The organism is Agrobacterium sp. NPDC058088 (assembly GCF_042885035.1).
GTDB lineage: Bacteria > Pseudomonadota > Alphaproteobacteria > Rhizobiales > Rhizobiaceae > Agrobacterium.
Genome location: NZ_JBHVSU010000006.1, coordinates 112,471 through 129,216 on the forward strand (window position 1 = coordinate 112,471; position 16,746 = coordinate 129,216).

Genomic DNA, 16,746 nt, shown 5'->3' on the forward strand with positions numbered 1-16,746 from the left:
CTTACTCCGCAAAAGCCGGCATGACGTCGGACAGGAAACGTTCCAGTGACGCCTTTTTCCGCTCGAAACTCATACCTGTATCGATCCAGAAGGAATATTCGTCATAACCCATGGCCTCATAGGCCTTGAGGCGCGCAATGACCTCATCGGCATCGCCGACGACGTTGTTCTTGCGCATGACATCGCCGGAGAGCATGGCGTTTCCGGCAATATCCTCCGGCGAAATACGCTCGATAAGGCCCTGATGAACCGGCTTCTCGTTTTTGAACCAGGCGAAGAAGTAATTGTAATAGACGCTCATCTCATGGGCGGCCTGCGCGATGTCGGCCTCGTTGGAACCGACATAGGTGTGGCGCAGCAGCATGATTTTCGGGCGCTGTTTTTCGGGGTTCTTGGCGCAGGCATCGTTGAAGCGGCCCATCAGGGTTTCCACCTCATCGTCGCCCTGCCACAGCGGCGTCACCTGGACATTGCAATCATTGGCAACAGCAAATTCATGAGAATTCGGATCGCGCGCCGCAACCCAGATAGGCGGAAAGGGTTGCTGCAGCGGCTTGGGAGCCGACGTGGTGGCAGGGAACTTGTAGAACTCGCCGTCATGCGCGTAATCGCCGGCCCATACGCCTTTGACAGCGGGTATCAACTCACGCATGCGCTGCCCGGCGCCCCAGGCATCAAGGCTAGGAAGCAGCCGCTCATATTCAAAGGAATATGCACCACGGGCAATGCCGATATCAAGACGGCCATCGCAGATGAGGTCCGTCATCGCCGCTTCGCCTGCAAGCTTGATTGGATGCCAGAAGGGCGCGATCACCGTGCCGGTACCGAGACGCGCCGTCTTCGTGCGGCGGGCCAGATCAGCGATCGTCACGAAGGGGTTCGGGGCAATGGTGAAATCCATGCCGTGATGTTCGCCGGTCCAGATGGCATGCATGCCACCACGATCGGCGATTTCGCAAAGGCTAACGAACTCCTCATAGAGGGTCTTGTGATCTTGCGAGGCGTCCAGCCGCTCCATGTGGACGAAGAGCGAAAATTTCATGGGTTTGCCCCCTTCATGGAAATGGGATGGACCTTGCCGGCGGTCTCGTTGCCGACATAGACGCCGAAATTGCCGATGGAGCTTTCCAGTGCGAAACGATTGACGATATCCGCTGTTGCGCCGGAGTCGAATTTTGCGGAGCCAAGCGCGCCGGGGGACAGGAAGCGGCCCTGACGCGGTGCATCGTCACCTTCGGCAACTGCGTGGTAGACGATATGCTGGCGTCCATCCGCCTTGTTTTCATAAACGGAATAGAGAAAGCCAGTGCGGACTGACAGTCCGGTAAGTTCCCCAAGCCGCGACGTCAGCGTCGCGACCGGATCACCGCTCGCGACGACACAGCCTGGCAACGAAAGAATCTTATCTCCAACAAGGTAAATCTCGCCCCGCCGTTCGAGAACCGCGCCGACGACAATTTCACCCTCTGCCGCCGCCGAAACCGCCTTTGCGGCCAGCATCGGCGTGAAGTAACCGCCGCGGGCATAACCGAGACCATTCAGGCCGCTATTGTCGAAAGCACCGATGCGGCCGAGCAGGATGACATGGTCACCCGCCTCGATGACTTCCTGCATGGAGCACTCGAACCAGGCCGCGACATCGGCAAGGACGGGCGAACCCTGCGGCGCATCAGACCACTCGGCGGCGGCGAAACGGTCCTCAACCGGGCGTGCGAAGGTATTGGACAGGTCCTTCTGGTTCTCCGACAGAATGTTGACGGCGAAGGTTTTCGCGCCGGTCATCGTCGCGAAATTGCGCGAGGTGCGTGCGAGGCAGATCAAGAGCAACGGCGGGTCGAGCGAAACGGAAGTGAAGGAATTTGCGGTGAAGCCCACGGGCTTTCCCGCGTCATCCCGCGTGGTCACGATGGTTACTCCCGTCACGAAAGCGCCGAAGGCGTCGCGCAAGGCGCGCGGGTCAAGCGTTGCAACAGTCATTGCGGCTCCTCCTCAATAGCCAGCCATTCGGCCATCAATGCATTGACAGTTTCAGGTGCGGTCAGATTGACCATATGCCGTTGTGCTTCAACGATGCGAGCGTAACCGCGCGGTGTAATCGCCGCCATCTGCTCGGCCATCAAGGGCGTCGAATTCGGGTCGTCGGAGCCGGTCAGAAAAAGCGCCGGGCAAGTGACCGATGGCCAGCGATCCGCATAGGTCTCGTCGCCACCGGCAAAAGCCGTATAGGCGACCGCGTAACCTTCGGGATCGACCATTTCCAGCCAGCCACGTGTCAGTTCCCGCGCATGCTGGCTCTTGGCGTCATCACCGAACCAGCGCAGCAGCGGGCCTTCCTTGTCGACGCCCTCTGTACGGATGGCCTCAGCCCGCGCGAGCACGGCCGCCTTCGCCGCAGGATCACGGCGATAGACACCGTTCAGGTAACCGACGCGCGCGACACGATCGCCGAAGCTCGCAGCAGCCCCCCCGGAAATCAGCGCCCCCATGGAATGCCCGGCGACATTGGCGCGGGTGATCCGCATATCATCCAGAAAACGGCCGAACCAGCCGACGAAATCCGTAAGCGTGCTGCCGGCAGGCAACCGTTCGCTGCCGCCATGACCCGGCATGTCGACCGCAATGATGCGATGCGTGTGGGAAAAAGCCTCGATCTGCGGCTTCCAGGCTTCAAGCCGCATGCCAACGCCGTGGATGAGGATCAGGTCCTCGCCGGCACCCGCTTCAAAATAGGCCGCCCCACCCTCTGTCGTCTTGCGAGGGAGCGCGGCAGCACCTGCCTTTGCAACATTGACCCGTGACGGGATCGCGGCCTCCTGCATTGACGTCGCCCTCAAACGCCGGCCGGATTGGCAACGTCCTGACCGAGATCCTTCAGATCCTGGTAGCGGTCGCCAATGCGGTGATGGGGTCGGCCACCAACGGAGGCGCCAAGCGCCACAACGATCTCATCGGCAGCCGGTGCATCGGGAATGGCGGTCTGGATGGTGAGGTAATGCGAGCGACGGCCCTCGTCGTTCTTGTCCATCAGCGGGATCATGATCGGCGCATTGCCCGGACCGCGGGTGTTGCAAAAGGCGAGATAGGACTTGGCTCCCACTGCCTGACGATAGTGGTTACCGAAGCGCAGCGTGTGAATGAGCGCGGAGGCATGTTCGATTTCGCCATCCAGCCCGACGACCGCCGCCTTGCCGTAAGCCTCTACAGCTTCGCCGGAACCGACTGCATCGAGGATCATCTTCGTCAGCAACTCACCGAGCACGGGCGCACCGGCATGAATTTCCGGCTTCAGATTCTCCACGAAGCCTTTTCCCGCCCAGGGGTTTTTTACCACCGCGATAGCGCTGAACAGTTTCAGAGGCACTGCTGCGGCCTTACCCCCCTCAATCAACGTCGTTTCGACCTGCAGCAGGGTCTTGCGGATCTGGATGGACATGAAAGTTCTCTCCATGGATATGATGTCTTATGGTATGCCATAATATATCACTGTCAAGTGTCGTACGATTTTTCGCCTGGAAATCGAAAATCATCAATTTTAGCAGGGATTTATGGGCTAAAATTTCGCGACACTCCCGTCATAAGCGAGCTCGTACAGACGCGTCATTTCCGCGACTGTCGGCACCCGGGGGTTATTCGCCGGCGTGCCGGAGGCGAGGCCCTGACGCACCATTTCCGGCAAAAGCTCGAGATAACGGCTCCTGTCGATGCCGAACTCTTGCAGGGTCGGCACCTTCAGCCTCCTGTTCAGGCCGATGAAGGCCTCCACGAGCTTCGTACCGGCAATCTGGTCGCTATCCGCCGGACTGGCACAATCCAGTGCACGGGCGGCGGCGGCATACTGCGGTAAAGCGGAATTCAGCGAGAACAGCGTGACCAGTGGCAGCACCATCGCGTTCGACATGCCATGCGGCACATGGAAAAAAGAACCTACCGGCCGGCTGAGACCATGGATCAGGGCGGTCGATGTGTTGGAGACGGCAAGCCCGGCATGGGTTGCGCCCAGCATCATCGCTTCACGCGCATCCCGGTCATCGGGATTATCTGCCACCTTTTGGAGATTTGCGCCGATCAGCTTCAGCGCGGAAAGCGCCAGCGCTTCGGAATGGGTGTTGCCATTACGGTTGACCAGCGCCTCCAGTGCATGGGTCAACGCATCAATGCCGGTATCGACCGTGACCCGGTAGGGGCAGCTCAGCGTCAGTTCGTAATCGATGATGGCGGCGACAGGCAAAGCGGCGGTACCAAGGATCAGCATTTTTTCGCTTGCCCCCGTATCGGTCACGACGGCGGCGCGTGTCACCTCTGATCCGGTTCCGGCCGTCGTTGGAATTGCGATTACCGGCATGACGGCGAAATCCACGATCCGAGGCACTTTCAGGGATCGCAAATCTTCTCCACTTGTTGCCACGATCGCGCCCGCCTTGGCAGTATCCATGGCACTGCCGCCGCCGAGTGCGACGAGACTATCGTGGGCGCCATCGGAAATTCGTTTCACCAGAGCAGAGATGGATATATCTGTCGGGTCTTCCACGACGTCGGAGAACACGGCGGCTTCGATACCTTCCCCGGCAAGCGCCTGCAAAAGCGCCTCGGCGTGGCCTAGCTTCTGCATCACAGGATCGCAGACCAGCAGCGGCCGAATGACTCCCAGCGATTTTACCACGGCCGGCAATCGAAAACGGCTGCCGCCGCCGATCAGCATTTCGCGAGGCATCAGGACACGGTTTATCATTGCGGTTCTCCGCCAATATCGGACTGTGTTGTTCGAAATGGCCGAAGCGGGTTTAGACACCTGCTCCGGCATGCATGCACCTAGTGGGCCAGGATTTTCGACAGGAAGGAGCGAGCTCGTTCCGTTTTCGGACGAGTGAAGAAATCGTCGCCCTCTCCGATCTCGACGATTTCGCCGCCATCCATGAAGACGATACGGTCCGCCACCTTGCGGGCAAAACCCATCTCATGCGTCACCACCATCATCGTCATGCCCTCCTGCGCGAGCGAGACCATGACGTCGAGGACCTCGTTGATCATTTCCGGATCGAGCGCCGATGTCGGCTCATCGAACAGCATGGCGACCGGGTCCATCGCCAGCGCACGGGCAATGGCGACGCGCTGCTGCTGACCGCCCGACAATTGCCCGGGATATTTCCTGGAATGCGCCGTCAATCCCACCCGTTCGAGAAGGGTATTGGCCTTGGCCAGCGCTTCCGCCGGCGAACGGCCCAAAACCTTCTCCTGTCCGATGCAGAGATTTTCAAGGATCGTCATATGCGGGAAAAGTTCGAAATGCTGGAACACCATGCCCACTTTGGAGCGCAGTTTCGGCATATCAGTCTTCGGGTTTGTCACCTCCACACCGTTGACGGTGATGACGCCGTTGCCAATCGTCTCCAGTGCATTGACGCATTTGATCAGCGTCGATTTTCCGGAACCGGAAGGCCCGCAGATTACGACGACTTCGCCCTTGGAGACAGTCAGGCTGCAATTTGTCAGGACCTGAAAATTCGGGCCGTACCATTTGTTGACGGATTGTAGTTCGATCATGCTGGTTACTTGCGACATCGGACCGCTCCTTAATGCACGTCAGTCATCATGGGGCCATAGGCCTTGCCGAACCGCTTTTCGATCCGGCGCTGGATCAGTTCCCAAGCGGTCGTCATGGCAAGGTAATAAAGGGCTGCGACCATGAAGAGCTCAAGAACCAGGAACTTTTCCTGAATGAGCACCTGCGTGCGGCGCAGAAGTTCTTCCATGGAAATGATCGAGGCGATCGACGTCGTCTTGAGCACGCCGTTGACGGAATTGCCAAGCGGCGGAATGATGATGCGGAAAGCCTGCGGCGCAACGATGTATCGCATCACCTGCGCCTCGGTCATGCCGATGGCACGCGCCGCACTGATCTGGCCCTTTGGAACCGCGGCAATGCCCGCCCGGACGATTTCCGACAGATAGGCCGCTTCACAGAGCGACAGGCCGATCAGCGTTGATTGCAGAACAGTCAGCTTGATGCCGATCTGCGGCAGACCGGTATAGATGATGATGAGCTGCACCAACAGCGGCGTGCCACGAAAGATCCATGTGTAGAAATAGGCCGGCCCTGACAGGACGCGGTATTTCGACATGCGCATAACAGCAATGACAAAGCCCAGCGCAAGGCCGGCCGTCATGGCGAAAACCGTGAGGCCGAGCGTCACAAGCGCGCCCTCGAACAGATAGTAATTCGTCAGATATTCAAAGAAACCTTCCCAGTTCCAACCCTTCACGTCTTTCTCCAATTCAAGCGGGAGCGGTCGCGGCGAGAGCTTTCCCGCCGCGATGACAGTTCAGATGGATGGAATTCAGCCTTCCGGGCCGAGAACGGCGAGGTCGCCGGGCGCCATGCTGACGCCGTAATCGCCCATCAGCTTTTCGAGGGAACCGTCGGCCCTCATCTCCTTCAGCGCAACGGAGACAGCGTCGGCCACGTCCTTGCTGCCGAAGGAAAGCGAGCCAGGTGTGGGATACATGCCTGATAGCGCGTGGGTAAATTCACCGCGATCCTGATACTGTTTGGCAACCGGATCGATCGATACAGCCGCCTGCACCTGGCCGGCGCGCAATGCCTGATAAACGGTCGCGTAATTGTCGAAGAGGTTGATCGTCATCGGCGCGAGACCGCGCTTTTTGAAGTCCTCGTTCAGTTCCTTGATCTTGCGCTCGGCATAACCGCCAATATCGGTGCTGACGGCCTTGCCGGCGAGATCGTCTACTTTGGTGATGGGATCAGAGGCGCCGACCGCCGTCGAAATGCTGATGGCGAGGTTTTCATAGGGAATCATGAACAGGATCTTGCGTCGCTCTGCCGTCACGAACAGGCCGGCATTGATCATGTCCCAGCGGCCACCCTGCAGGCCCGGCACCATGGTCGCATATTCGGTGCTGATATATTCCGGCTTCAGACACAGACGTTTGGCGATCTCATAACCAAGCTCAATGCGCAGCCCTTTAAGGACACCCTGCTGATCGGCATAGGCCATGGGCGGCAGGGTCGGGCTGGTGGCCATGACGAGATGACCGGGCTTGATGAGATTATCGTCGGATATTTTCGGGGTGCAGTCCTGAGCAACAGCAGCACCGGCAAAAAGAGTGATGGCAACGCCCGTCAGAAAGGTTTTGGCGCGCACGGCTGTGCATTTCCGGGAAATCGGATTCCAGTTCATATTAAGCTCCGCTCTTTATATTATTTATTATGGCATACCATCACACCAAACGGTTTGCCCTGTCAAGAAGCGGTCAAGTATTTTTCTAAATTACTGAAAAACAACGATAAAAGCAATAATCACGCGCTTGCGATTCCCACCGGGGAAACCGCAAGGGCGGAGATGGTCAGATCGCCGAAAACCGTTAGTCGGCGGTTTTTTGTGCCGTCAGAACGGCTTCGGCAATGGCACAGGCGCTCGTGACGTGATCAAGCGCGGCTTTGTAAGCGGCATCACCATCGCCATTTCGGATGGCCTCGACGATTTTTTCCATCTGCGCCGGACCTTCGGTATCGCGGCTTTTCGTCTTGATGGTCATGGAGCGCAAATGATTGATCCGCACCGTCAACAGATTGACGACGCCCCAGGCGACATGCCGGTCGATCTTGCTGAACAGCGTCTGGTAGAAGGACGAGGTATGGGCCAGCACGCCCGGCATATCCTTCGCGACATAACTTTCACGGATGTGCCTGAGTGAAACTTCCAGTGCCTCGACAATGGCGGGGTCCCGGCGTTCGGCGCAAAGACGCGCCGCCATTCCCTCCAGCGCACCGCGGATTTCGTAAATCTGCTTGGCCTCGTCGAGATCGAGCAGAGCGACCATCGGGCCTTTATTCGGCAGGTTCGCCACCAGCCCTTCGGATTCCAGATGCCGCAGAACTTCGCGAACAATGGTGCGGGAAACACCAAGCTGGGCGCAGAGATCGCGCTCCACGAGGCGGTCGCCGGGGCGGAAATAACCATTCACGATCGCGTCCCGCACCTTGTCGAGCGCGAGTTCCCTCAGCGTCTTTGTCGGACGCTCAACACGAATGGCAGTTCCCTGCAAAGCACCGGTCATGGTATTATCCCGTTTTGGCACCTCCCGCCTGCGCTCGCGCGCAGAAGCAGGTTCTGGCTCTTGATATTATGGCGTACCAACTTATTTAGCTGCGCATCTCCTTTATGGCAACAGCCCACGCGCGGCCGTCAACCTGACCGGCCGGAAGGCCTCATCCCATCCTTTCCGACGCATAAGAACCGGGACTGGGCGGAAACACCACCGTCCGGCTGCCGTTTAAAAACACGCGTCGATGAATATGGGCGTGTATGGCTCGCGCCAGCACCTGCGCCTCCACGTCACGGCCGAGCGAGACATAATCATCGGCCGACTGGGCATGGGTGATGCGAACGGTGTCCTGCTCGATGATCGGCCCTTCATCCAGATCGGCGGTCACATAATGGGCCGTCGCACCGATCAGCTTCACACCGCGCTGATAGGCCTGCTTGTAAGGGTTTGCGCCCTTGAACGACGGGAGGAAGGAATGATGTATATTGATGATCTTGCCAGACATGGCCTCGCACATCGTGTCGGAAAGCACCTGCATGTAGCGCGCCAGAACGACAAGTTCCGTGCCGGTACTTTCCGCGATCTCCATGATCCGGGCTTCCGCCTGCGGCTTGTTTTCCTTCGTCACCGGAATGTGATGGAAGGGAATGTCGTGATTGACGACCACCTTCTGGTAATCGAAATGGTTGGAGACGACACCGACGATGTCAATCGGCAAGGCTCCGATGCGCCAGCGATAGAGCAGGTCATTGAGGCAATGGCCGAAGCGCGAGACCATCAGCAGAACCTTCATTCGCTCAGCCTGATTATGCAGCGCCACTTCCATGCCGAATGTCTTCGAAATCGGCGCGAGCCCCGCCATCAGCTCATCCCGCGTCGCACCTTCCTCGGAGATGAAACCCACACGCATGAAAAAGCGACCGGTGCCGAGATCGTCGAACTGCGAACTGTCGACGATGTTGCAGCCTTTCTCCGCCAGAAGACCTGAAAGGGCGGCAACGATGCCACGGGTGGATTTGCATGTTACGGTCAGGACGAAGTTCGTCATCTCGCGATCTCTCTGTCATCGATATGGGAAAAGCCCGCGCGGTTTTGACGCGCGCGGGAAAAGCCGCAAGGGCGGCGGGGAAAAACCGGGCTCAGACGTCGAGCGTGGTTTGATGCTCCCAGGCGGTGAACTGCGCGCAATAGCTGTTCCACTCACTCTGCTTGAGCTTCAGATAGGCCTTCGAGAACTCCATGCCGAGCGCCTGCTGCAACACCGTATCCTTCTCATATTCGCGTAGCGCATCGAGAAGATTGAGTGGCAGCTTCGGTGCGTCCGTGACGGTATGGCCTTCACGATACATGTCGATATCGTAGTGCCGGCCAGGATCTGCCTTGGAACGGACACCGGAGAGACCGGCAGCGATGATGATGGCCTGCAGCAGATAGGGGTTCACCGCACCATCCGGCAGGCGCAGTTCAAACCGCCCCGGCCCCGGCACGCGCACCATATGGGTGCGGTTATTGCCGGTCCAGGTCACCGTATTCGGTGCCCAGGTCGCGCCCGAAATGGTGCGGGGGGCGTTGATGCGCTTGTATGAATTGACTGTCGGATTGGTGACGGCCGCAAGCGCGGACGCGTGTTTCATGATGCCGCCGAGAAAGGTCTTGCCCTTGACCGACAGTCCAAAGGGCATTTCCTTGTCAGCGAAGGCATTGACCTTGCCGTCGAGGTCCCACACCGAGATATGGGCATGGCAACCGTTGCCGGTCAGCCCCTTGAACGGTTTGGGCATGAAGGTGGCACGCAGTCCGTGCTTTTCGGCAACGGACTTCACCATGAACTTGAAAAAGGAATGTTTGTCGGCGGTCTGCAGCGCGTCATCATATTCCCAGTTCATCTCGAACTGGCCATTCGCGTCCTCATGGTCGTTCTGATAGGGCTTCCATCCAAGCTCGAGCATGTAATCGCAAATCTCGGCGATCACATCGTAACGTCGCATGACGGCCTGCTGGTCGTAGCAGGGTTTTTCCGCCGTATCGTAGTCGTCGGAGATTTTCGCACCATCAGGCGAAATCAGAAAAAATTCCGGCTCGACACCCGTCTTGACCCTCAGCCCCTCGCCTGCCGCCTCCGCGATAAGCTTTTTCAGGACCACACGCGGCGCCTGCTCCACCGGCTGGTCTTCCATGACACAATCGGCAGCGACCCAGGCGACATCCTTCTTCCAGGGAAGCTGGATGACCGAAGAGGCATCCGGCACGGCAAAAAGATCGGGATGGGCAGGCGTCAGATCAAACCAGGTGGCGAAACCGGCAAAACCCGCGCCATCCTTCTGCATGTCTGCGATCGCTTCTGCCGGCACCAGTTTGGCGCGCTGGCCACCGAAGAGATCGGTATAGCTGATCATGAAATATTTGATGCCCTTGTCGGCAGCAAATTTGGAGAGGTCCAGTGTCACGTCATTCCCCTTTTTTTGGTATCAGACACTTCATTGAAAAAAGACGGGCACATCCTCCCAAATGCGCCCGCCCGTTCTTTATGGCCTAAAAGCTGCCTTTGCCCGGGAACCAGTTGGTTCCCGCCAGCGGAACCTGCGCCATGGCGGCAGCCTCCATCGTCAGCGCCACCAGATCTTCCGGCTCCAGATTATGGAGATGGTTCTTGCCGCAGGCACGCGCGATGGTCTGCGCCTCGAGCGTCATGACCTTCAGATAATTGGCAAGCCGACGGCCAGCGGCGACGGGATCGAGGCGCGCCGCAAGTTCCGGATCCTGCGTGGTGATGCCGGCTGGGTCTTTGCCCTCGTGCCAGTCATCGTAAGCGCCGGCCGTGGTGCCGAGTTTCTGGTATTCCTCTTCCCACTTCGGATCATTGTCGCCGAGCGCCACCAGCGCCGCCGTGCCGATGGCGACCGCATCCGCACCCAACGCCAGCGCCTTTGCAACATCAGCACCCGAACGGATGCCGCCGGAGACGATCAGTTGCACCTTGCGGTGCATCCCGAGATCCTGAAGCGCCTGAACGGCGGGGCGAATGCAGGCGAGTGTCGGCATGCCGACATTTTCGATAAAGACATCCTGCGTGGCCGCCGTGCCGCCCTGCATGCCATCAAGCACCACCACATCGGCACCGGCCTTCACCGCGAGCGCCGTGTCGTAATAGGGGCGCGCGCCGCCGACCTTGATATAGATCGGCTTTTCCCAGTCGGTAATTTCGCGCAGTTCGAGGATCTTGATTTCCAGATCGTCAGGGCCGGTCCAATCAGGGTGACGGCAGGCGGAGCGCTGGTCGATACCTTTCGGCAGGTTGCGCATATTGGCGACGCGATCGGAAATCTTCTGGCCAAGCAACATACCGCCACCGCCCGGCTTCGCGCCCTGGCCGACCACGACCTCGATGGCGTCCGCACGGCGCAGGTCTTTCGGGTTCATGCCGTAACGGGATGGCAGATACTGGTAAACCAGCGTCTGGCTGTGGCCACGCTCCTCGTCCGTCATGCCGCCATCGCCCGTCGTGGTGGACGTGCCGGCAATGGTCGCGCCACGGCCAAGGGCTTCCTTGGCGTTGCCCGAAAGCGCGCCAAAACTCATGCCGGCAATGGTGATCGGCGTTTTCAGCGTGATCGGCTTCTTGGCGAAACGCGTTCCCAGTGTGACGGTGGTATCGCATTTTTCACGATACCCCTCGAGCGGGTAACGCGAGATGGAAGCACCGAGAAAAAGCAGGTCATCGAAATGCGGCACCTTGCGCTTGGTGCCCGCCCCGCGAATGTCGTAAATTCCGGTCGCCGCCGCGCGGCGGATTTCCGCCAGCGTATGATCGTCAAAGGTTGCGGATTTACGCGGCGGGGTTAAGGGGTTGTGATAGCTCATCTGAATATCCCTCGCCTCAATACGCGTCGGCGTTGTCGATGTTGAAATTATAGAGCGTACGGGCGGAGCCGTAGCGCTTGAACTCAGCGGGGCTGACATCCGTAACGCCGGCCCTTTCGAGGAGTTCGGCAAGCTTTTCGAGATGTTCCGGGCGCATTTCCTTTTCGATGCAATCCGCACCGAGGCTCTTCACCGATCCACGCACGAACAGTTTCGCCTCATAAAGGCTGTCGCCCAGCGCATCGCCTGCATCGCCGCAGACGACGAGATGGCCGGACTGGCCCATGAAGGCAGACATATGGCCGATATTGCCCTTCACGACGATATCGATGCCCTTCATGGAAATACCGCAACGGGAAGCGGCATTGCCCTTGATGACGAGAAGCCCGCCGCGACCGGTGGCGCCGGCATATTGAGAGGCGTCGCCCTCGATGACGACGGTGCCGGACATCATGTTTTCCGCCACACCCGGGCCGGCCGAACCGTGAACGGTGACGGTACCGCCATCATTCATGCCGGCGCAATAATATCCGACCGAACCGCGCACATCGACGGTCACGGGACTGTCGATACCAACGGCGACGGCATGGTGGCCGCGCGGATTGACGACTTCAAATTCGGTATCGTTGACACCGGAGGAAAGGCCGTGAAGTGCGCTATTCAGTTCACGCAAAGGCGTGTGGGAGAGATCGAAGACTGGCATGGATTATGACTTTCAAAACGGGCGCCGATGATGGGTCTCAGGCGGCCTTTTCATGGTCCCAGAAATAGACGGTCGCCGGTTCCGGCTCCCATACGCGGGCATTTTCGATGCCCGGCAGGTTCACCAGAGCGCGGTATTCCGAACCGAAAGCGACATATTGGTCGGTCTCGGCCATGACGGCCGGCTTGCAGGCGATGGGATCACGCACCACGCCGAAACCGGATTTAGTGCCGACGACAAAAGTGAAGAAGCCGTCTAGATCATCAAGCGCGCCTGTCAGCGCCTCGCCCAGATCCTTGCCCTTGGCCATTTCCGCCGTGAGATAGGCGGCCGCCACTTCGGAGTCGTTCTGGGTCTCGAACGTCATGCCTTCGCGCACCAGTTCTCGGCGCAGATTGTTGTGGTTTGAGAGCGAACCATTATGCACCAGGCACTGATCGGCGCCGGTGGAGAAGGGATGCGCGCCAAGCGTCGTCACTGCCGATTCTGTCGCCATGCGGGTGTGGCCAATGCCGTGGGTGCCGGCCATGGAGCGCACGTCAAAGCGGGTGACCACGTCCTTTGGCAGGCCAGTTTCCTTATAGATTTCGACGCTGTCGCCGGAGCCCATGACGCGCACATTCGGACGAATGGCAGAAAGGACCGAGCGAATTTCCGTGAGCTTGTCCGCAGGGATATCCAGAACCGCATGAGTGCTTTTAACCGCAACCGAGGCTTCAACGCCGTTGTCCTTCAACGTCTCGGCAAGATTTGAAAAATCCGCCGCAGGATCGGCCGACTGGATGGTCACTTTTGCCCGGCCATCAGCAGCATTTCCATAGATCGCGATGCCGGCCGAATCCGGTCCACGGTCGGTCATTGTGACCAGCATGTCCGAGAGCAGCTGACCCAGCTGCGGTTCAAGGCTTTTGTCTTTCAGGAATAGTCCAACAATGCCGCACATCGACAGGCACCTCCGTTCGTTTCTGAACCAAGGCTTAACATATGGAATTCCAGAGCGTCAACTATAAGGAATATTTTTTTCTTCTAAGGCAAATCTTCAATCGGAAGGACCCCGCCTTTGCGGATAGGAAATGATCGACAGATAACGTGCGGGCAACTTCACCAGTTCTTCCGGGCCATGCGGCGCATCGGCATCGAAAAACAGACTGTCCCCCGTCTGCATGGTGAAAAGCTGTTCGCCGTGGCGATAGACCACCTCTCCCTCCAGCATGTAGAGAAACTCCATTCCCTCATGCTGGAAGGTTGGAAATACATCCGAGTCCGTCGTCAGCGTAATGAGATAAGGCTCGACCGTGACGCCGCTGGTATTGTTGTCGATATGGCCGAGAAGACTGTATTGATGGCCCGCACGGGTGCCTCTGCGGTCGATATTCACGCCCTGACCAGCTTTGACGAAAGTGGCGCTTCGCGGCTCTTCGAAGCCGCGAAAGAAGGCGGTAATCGGCACGCCCAAGGCCTTGGAGAGTGTTTGAAGCGTGGTGAGCGAGGGGGAAATATTGCCATTCTCGATCTTGGAAAGCATGCCCACGGAGACGCCCGTGGCTGAGGCGAGATCGGTCACGGTGATCCCCAGCTTCTTGCGATAGGCGCGCACTTCGTGGCCGATGGCCATTTCCAGATTGTTGACCCTCGGCTCACGAACGGCATGCGGGTCCTGTGACAGGAACTGCGCCTGCTCGGTAATGGTGGTGTCCTTGGCCATCGGGTCCTCCGGAATTACATAGATTTCCTTCCTTACAGGAAATCTATTTTAATTCGGAGGAAATCTTGCGACGCAGCGCGTTGGGCGACTGGCCGAAGCGTGACTTGAAATGTCGGGAAAAATGACTTGCACTGGAAAAGCCTGTGGCGAAGGCCACTTCCGCTATCGAAAGTGGGCTTTGCTCCAGCAATCGCCGCGCGTGATCGAGCCGGATGGCGAGATAGGTTGCAAGAAAACTCGACTTCAGACGGGTCGAGAAGAGCCGGTCGAGGTGGCGCATGCTGGTTCCCGCCAGTTTAGCCATCGTCTGCCGGTCGAGGGGGCTCTCAATGGTCGCTTCCATTTTTTCAAGCACGGTCAGCAAGGCCGGATGATTGGTGCCGTGACGTTCGGCCGAGGAGCCACGCTGCGGCGCTTCGGACTGAGCAACCGCCGTGTGCAGATACCAGTCGCTGACACGACGCGCGAAATGCGCGCCCATTCTCTGCGAAATCATTGAATGCATCATGTCGAGAGGGGCGACACCGCCAGCACAGGTAATGCGATCTCCATCAATGACGAAGCGGGCCTGTCTGGGCGTGAGATGGGCGAATGCTTCCATAAGCACTGGCGCGTGTTCCCAGTGAATGGTAAAATCGCGATTATCCAGCAGGCCTGCGGCGGCCAGCAGGTAAGCACCGCTGGAAATGCCACCAATCCTGACGCCTTGGCGCGCCAGCCGCCGCAGCATGCCAAACGCCCCTTCCCCCAAAACCCAGTCCTGCGGCCCACCGCCGGCACAGACGAAGATCGTATGGCATCGATCGCCTACCGTGGCGAGTGACTGGCAGTGGACGACAATTCCCGACGAGCTTCTGATGGCTTCACCAGAGAAGGACAAAGGCACGACCTCATATAGATCGGTCCCGGCGATGAGATTGGCGGCCCGCAACGGTTCTGTCGCTGAAGCGTAGGACATCAGCGCAAAATTCGGCACAAGGATAAAACCAACACGCCGGGTGCTTTTCTGCTCGGCAATCGTCATGGCTCATTCCTAATTCATAATGTCTCTTTTCTGCAATGTGAATTCAGTCGGCGGGGTTAGGCTTGAACCAAGATATTTCGAGGCAGGCCAGATGCGCTATTCCGCTTTTTCCATTTTCAAGAACGGCCTATTCGGCAACAAGGGATGGAAACCCGCGTGGCGGGATGTCGCGCCCAAGCCGCACTACGACGTTATCATCGTGGGCGGCGGCGGCCACGGACTGGCGACCGCCTATTATCTTGCCAAGGAATTCGGCATAACGAATGTCGCCGTGCTGGAGAAAAACTACATCGGTTCCGGCAATGTTGGCCGAAACACCACGATCATCCGCTCCAACTACCTGCTGCCCGGCAATAATCCCTTCTACGAGCTTTCGATGAAGCTCTGGGAAGGGCTGGAGCAGGATTTCAACTTCAATGCCATGGTTTCCCAGCGCGGTGTGCTCAATCTCTTTCATTCGGATGCGCAGCGTGACGCCTATACACGGCGCGGCAATGCCATGCGTCTGCACGGCGTCGATGCCGAGTTGCTGGACCGCGCCTCGGTAAAGGCCATGCTGCCGTTTCTCGATTTCGATAATGCCCGCTTTCCTATTCAGGGCGGCCTGCTGCAAAAGCGCGGCGGCACGGTGCGGCATGATGCTGTAGCATGGGGATATGCACGCGGCGCAGACAGCCGGGGCGTCGATATCATTCAGGGCTGCGAAGTGACGGGTATTCGCCGGGAAAACGGCAAAGTGACGGGTGTGGAAACCAGCCGGGGCTTTATTGGCTGCGGGAAGCTGGCACTGGCGGCGGCGGGTAATTCTTCACAGGTGGCCAGCATGGCCGGGCTGAAACTGCCAATCGAAAGTCACGTGCTGCAGGCTTTCGTCTCCGAAGGGCTGAAGCCCTTCATCGACGGCGTCGTCACCTTCGGTGCGGGCCATTTTTACGTCTCGCAATCGGACAAGGGCGGCCTCGTCTTCGGCGGCGATATAGACGGCTACAATTCCTATGCCCAGCGCGGCAATCTGGCCACGGTCGAACATGTGGCGGAAGCGGGCAAGGCAATGATCCCCGCTCTCTCCCGCGTCAGGGTCCTGCGCTCTTGGGGCGGCATCATGGATATGTCCATGGATGGTTCGCCGATCATCGACCAGACACCGATCGACAATCTCTACCTTAACGCTGGCTGGTGCTACGGCGGCTTCAAGGCGACGCCTGCTTCCGGTTTCTGCTTCGCCCATCTGCTGGCGCGCGGCACACCGCAGGAAACGGCGACCGCCTTCCGGCTGGACCGCTTCCGGCGCGGTTATCTCATTGATGAAAAGGGCCAGGGCGCACAGCCTAACCTTCACTAAATCTGTAGCGGATTTCAGGCGAAAACCGTTCACAATTTTCGCCGTCC

17 protein-coding genes are annotated in these 16,746 nt (G+C 58.6%); 1 reads left to right on the forward strand and 16 read right to left on the reverse strand.

Annotated elements, in window-relative coordinates; all coding sequences use genetic code 11:
- Window position 1: 1 nt before the first annotated feature.
- The 16 genes from ACFVTJ_RS17320 to ACFVTJ_RS17395 all read right to left on the reverse strand — a co-directional run bounded on the left by ACFVTJ_RS17320 (window position 2) and on the right by ACFVTJ_RS17395 (window position 15,357).
- Window positions 2–1,042 (reverse strand): LLM class flavin-dependent oxidoreductase, encoded by a 1,041-nt coding sequence (locus ACFVTJ_RS17320; protein WP_386909437.1) that lies wholly within the window; start codon window positions 1,040–1,042, stop codon window positions 2–4.
- Window positions 1,039–1,977: a flavin reductase family protein gene (locus tag ACFVTJ_RS17325; RefSeq protein WP_386909439.1), complete on the reverse strand. Its 939-nt coding sequence runs from the start codon at window positions 1,975–1,977 to the stop codon at window positions 1,039–1,041. The genes ACFVTJ_RS17320 and ACFVTJ_RS17325 overlap by 4 nt, the downstream gene beginning before the upstream one ends.
- Window positions 1,974–2,819, reverse strand: a complete 846-nt coding sequence (locus ACFVTJ_RS17330; RefSeq protein ID WP_386909441.1) for an alpha/beta fold hydrolase — start codon at window positions 2,817–2,819, stop codon at window positions 1,974–1,976. The genes ACFVTJ_RS17325 and ACFVTJ_RS17330 overlap by 4 nt, the downstream gene beginning before the upstream one ends.
- A gap of 11 nt (window positions 2,820–2,830) precedes the next feature.
- Window positions 2,831–3,433, reverse strand: coding sequence for an amino acid synthesis family protein (locus ACFVTJ_RS17335; RefSeq protein WP_386909443.1), 603 nt, complete (start codon window positions 3,431–3,433; stop codon window positions 2,831–2,833).
- A 117-nt stretch (window positions 3,434–3,550) separates the two neighbouring features.
- Window positions 3,551–4,729, reverse strand: coding sequence for an iron-containing alcohol dehydrogenase (locus tag ACFVTJ_RS17340; RefSeq protein WP_386909445.1), 1,179 nt, complete (start codon window positions 4,727–4,729; stop codon window positions 3,551–3,553).
- Window positions 4,730–4,809: 80 nt separating this feature from the next.
- Window positions 4,810–5,541: an amino acid ABC transporter ATP-binding protein gene (locus ACFVTJ_RS17345; RefSeq protein WP_386909665.1), complete on the reverse strand. Its 732-nt coding sequence runs from the start codon at window positions 5,539–5,541 to the stop codon at window positions 4,810–4,812.
- Between the two features lie 29 nt (window positions 5,542–5,570).
- Entirely contained in the window at window positions 5,571–6,260 is a 690-nt protein-coding gene (locus tag ACFVTJ_RS17350) for an amino acid ABC transporter permease (protein WP_386909448.1), read from the reverse strand.
- 75 nt (window positions 6,261–6,335) lie between these two features.
- Window positions 6,336–7,196: a transporter substrate-binding domain-containing protein gene (locus ACFVTJ_RS17355; protein WP_386909450.1), complete on the reverse strand. Its 861-nt coding sequence runs from the start codon at window positions 7,194–7,196 to the stop codon at window positions 6,336–6,338.
- A 184-nt stretch (window positions 7,197–7,380) separates the two neighbouring features.
- Entirely contained in the window at window positions 7,381–8,076 is a 696-nt protein-coding gene (locus tag ACFVTJ_RS17360) for a GntR family transcriptional regulator (RefSeq protein ID WP_386909452.1), read from the reverse strand.
- Between the two features lie 151 nt (window positions 8,077–8,227).
- Window positions 8,228–9,112, reverse strand: coding sequence for a formyltetrahydrofolate deformylase (purU, locus tag ACFVTJ_RS17365; RefSeq protein ID WP_386909453.1), 885 nt, complete (start codon window positions 9,110–9,112; stop codon window positions 8,228–8,230).
- 91 nt (window positions 9,113–9,203) lie between these two features.
- Window positions 9,204–10,511: a type III glutamate--ammonia ligase gene (glnT, locus tag ACFVTJ_RS17370; protein WP_386909454.1), complete on the reverse strand. Its 1,308-nt coding sequence runs from the start codon at window positions 10,509–10,511 to the stop codon at window positions 9,204–9,206.
- Window positions 10,512–10,596: 85 nt separating this feature from the next.
- A complete protein-coding gene (locus ACFVTJ_RS17375; RefSeq protein ID WP_386909455.1) occupies window positions 10,597–11,925 on the reverse strand; it encodes an FMN-binding glutamate synthase family protein in 1,329 nt (442 codons plus the stop codon).
- 16 nt (window positions 11,926–11,941) lie between these two features.
- Window positions 11,942–12,628 (reverse strand): protein GlxC, encoded by a 687-nt coding sequence (locus ACFVTJ_RS17380; protein WP_386909457.1) that lies wholly within the window; start codon window positions 12,626–12,628, stop codon window positions 11,942–11,944.
- A gap of 37 nt (window positions 12,629–12,665) precedes the next feature.
- Complete coding sequence (locus tag ACFVTJ_RS17385) at window positions 12,666–13,571, reverse strand: glutamine amidotransferase family protein (RefSeq protein WP_386909459.1); 906 nt, start codon at window positions 13,569–13,571, stop codon at window positions 12,666–12,668.
- Window positions 13,572–13,667: 96 nt separating this feature from the next.
- Window positions 13,668–14,333, reverse strand: a complete 666-nt coding sequence (locus tag ACFVTJ_RS17390; protein ID WP_386909460.1) for a helix-turn-helix domain-containing protein — start codon at window positions 14,331–14,333, stop codon at window positions 13,668–13,670.
- Between the two features lie 43 nt (window positions 14,334–14,376).
- Window positions 14,377–15,357 (reverse strand): GlxA family transcriptional regulator, encoded by a 981-nt coding sequence (locus ACFVTJ_RS17395; RefSeq protein WP_386909462.1) that lies wholly within the window; start codon window positions 15,355–15,357, stop codon window positions 14,377–14,379.
- A gap of 91 nt (window positions 15,358–15,448) precedes the next feature.
- Between ACFVTJ_RS17395 and ACFVTJ_RS17400 the strand changes: the two genes are divergently transcribed.
- Window positions 15,449–16,699, forward strand: a complete 1,251-nt coding sequence (locus ACFVTJ_RS17400; RefSeq protein ID WP_386909464.1) for a sarcosine oxidase subunit beta family protein — start codon at window positions 15,449–15,451, stop codon at window positions 16,697–16,699.
- Window positions 16,700–16,746: the final 47 nt, after the last annotated feature.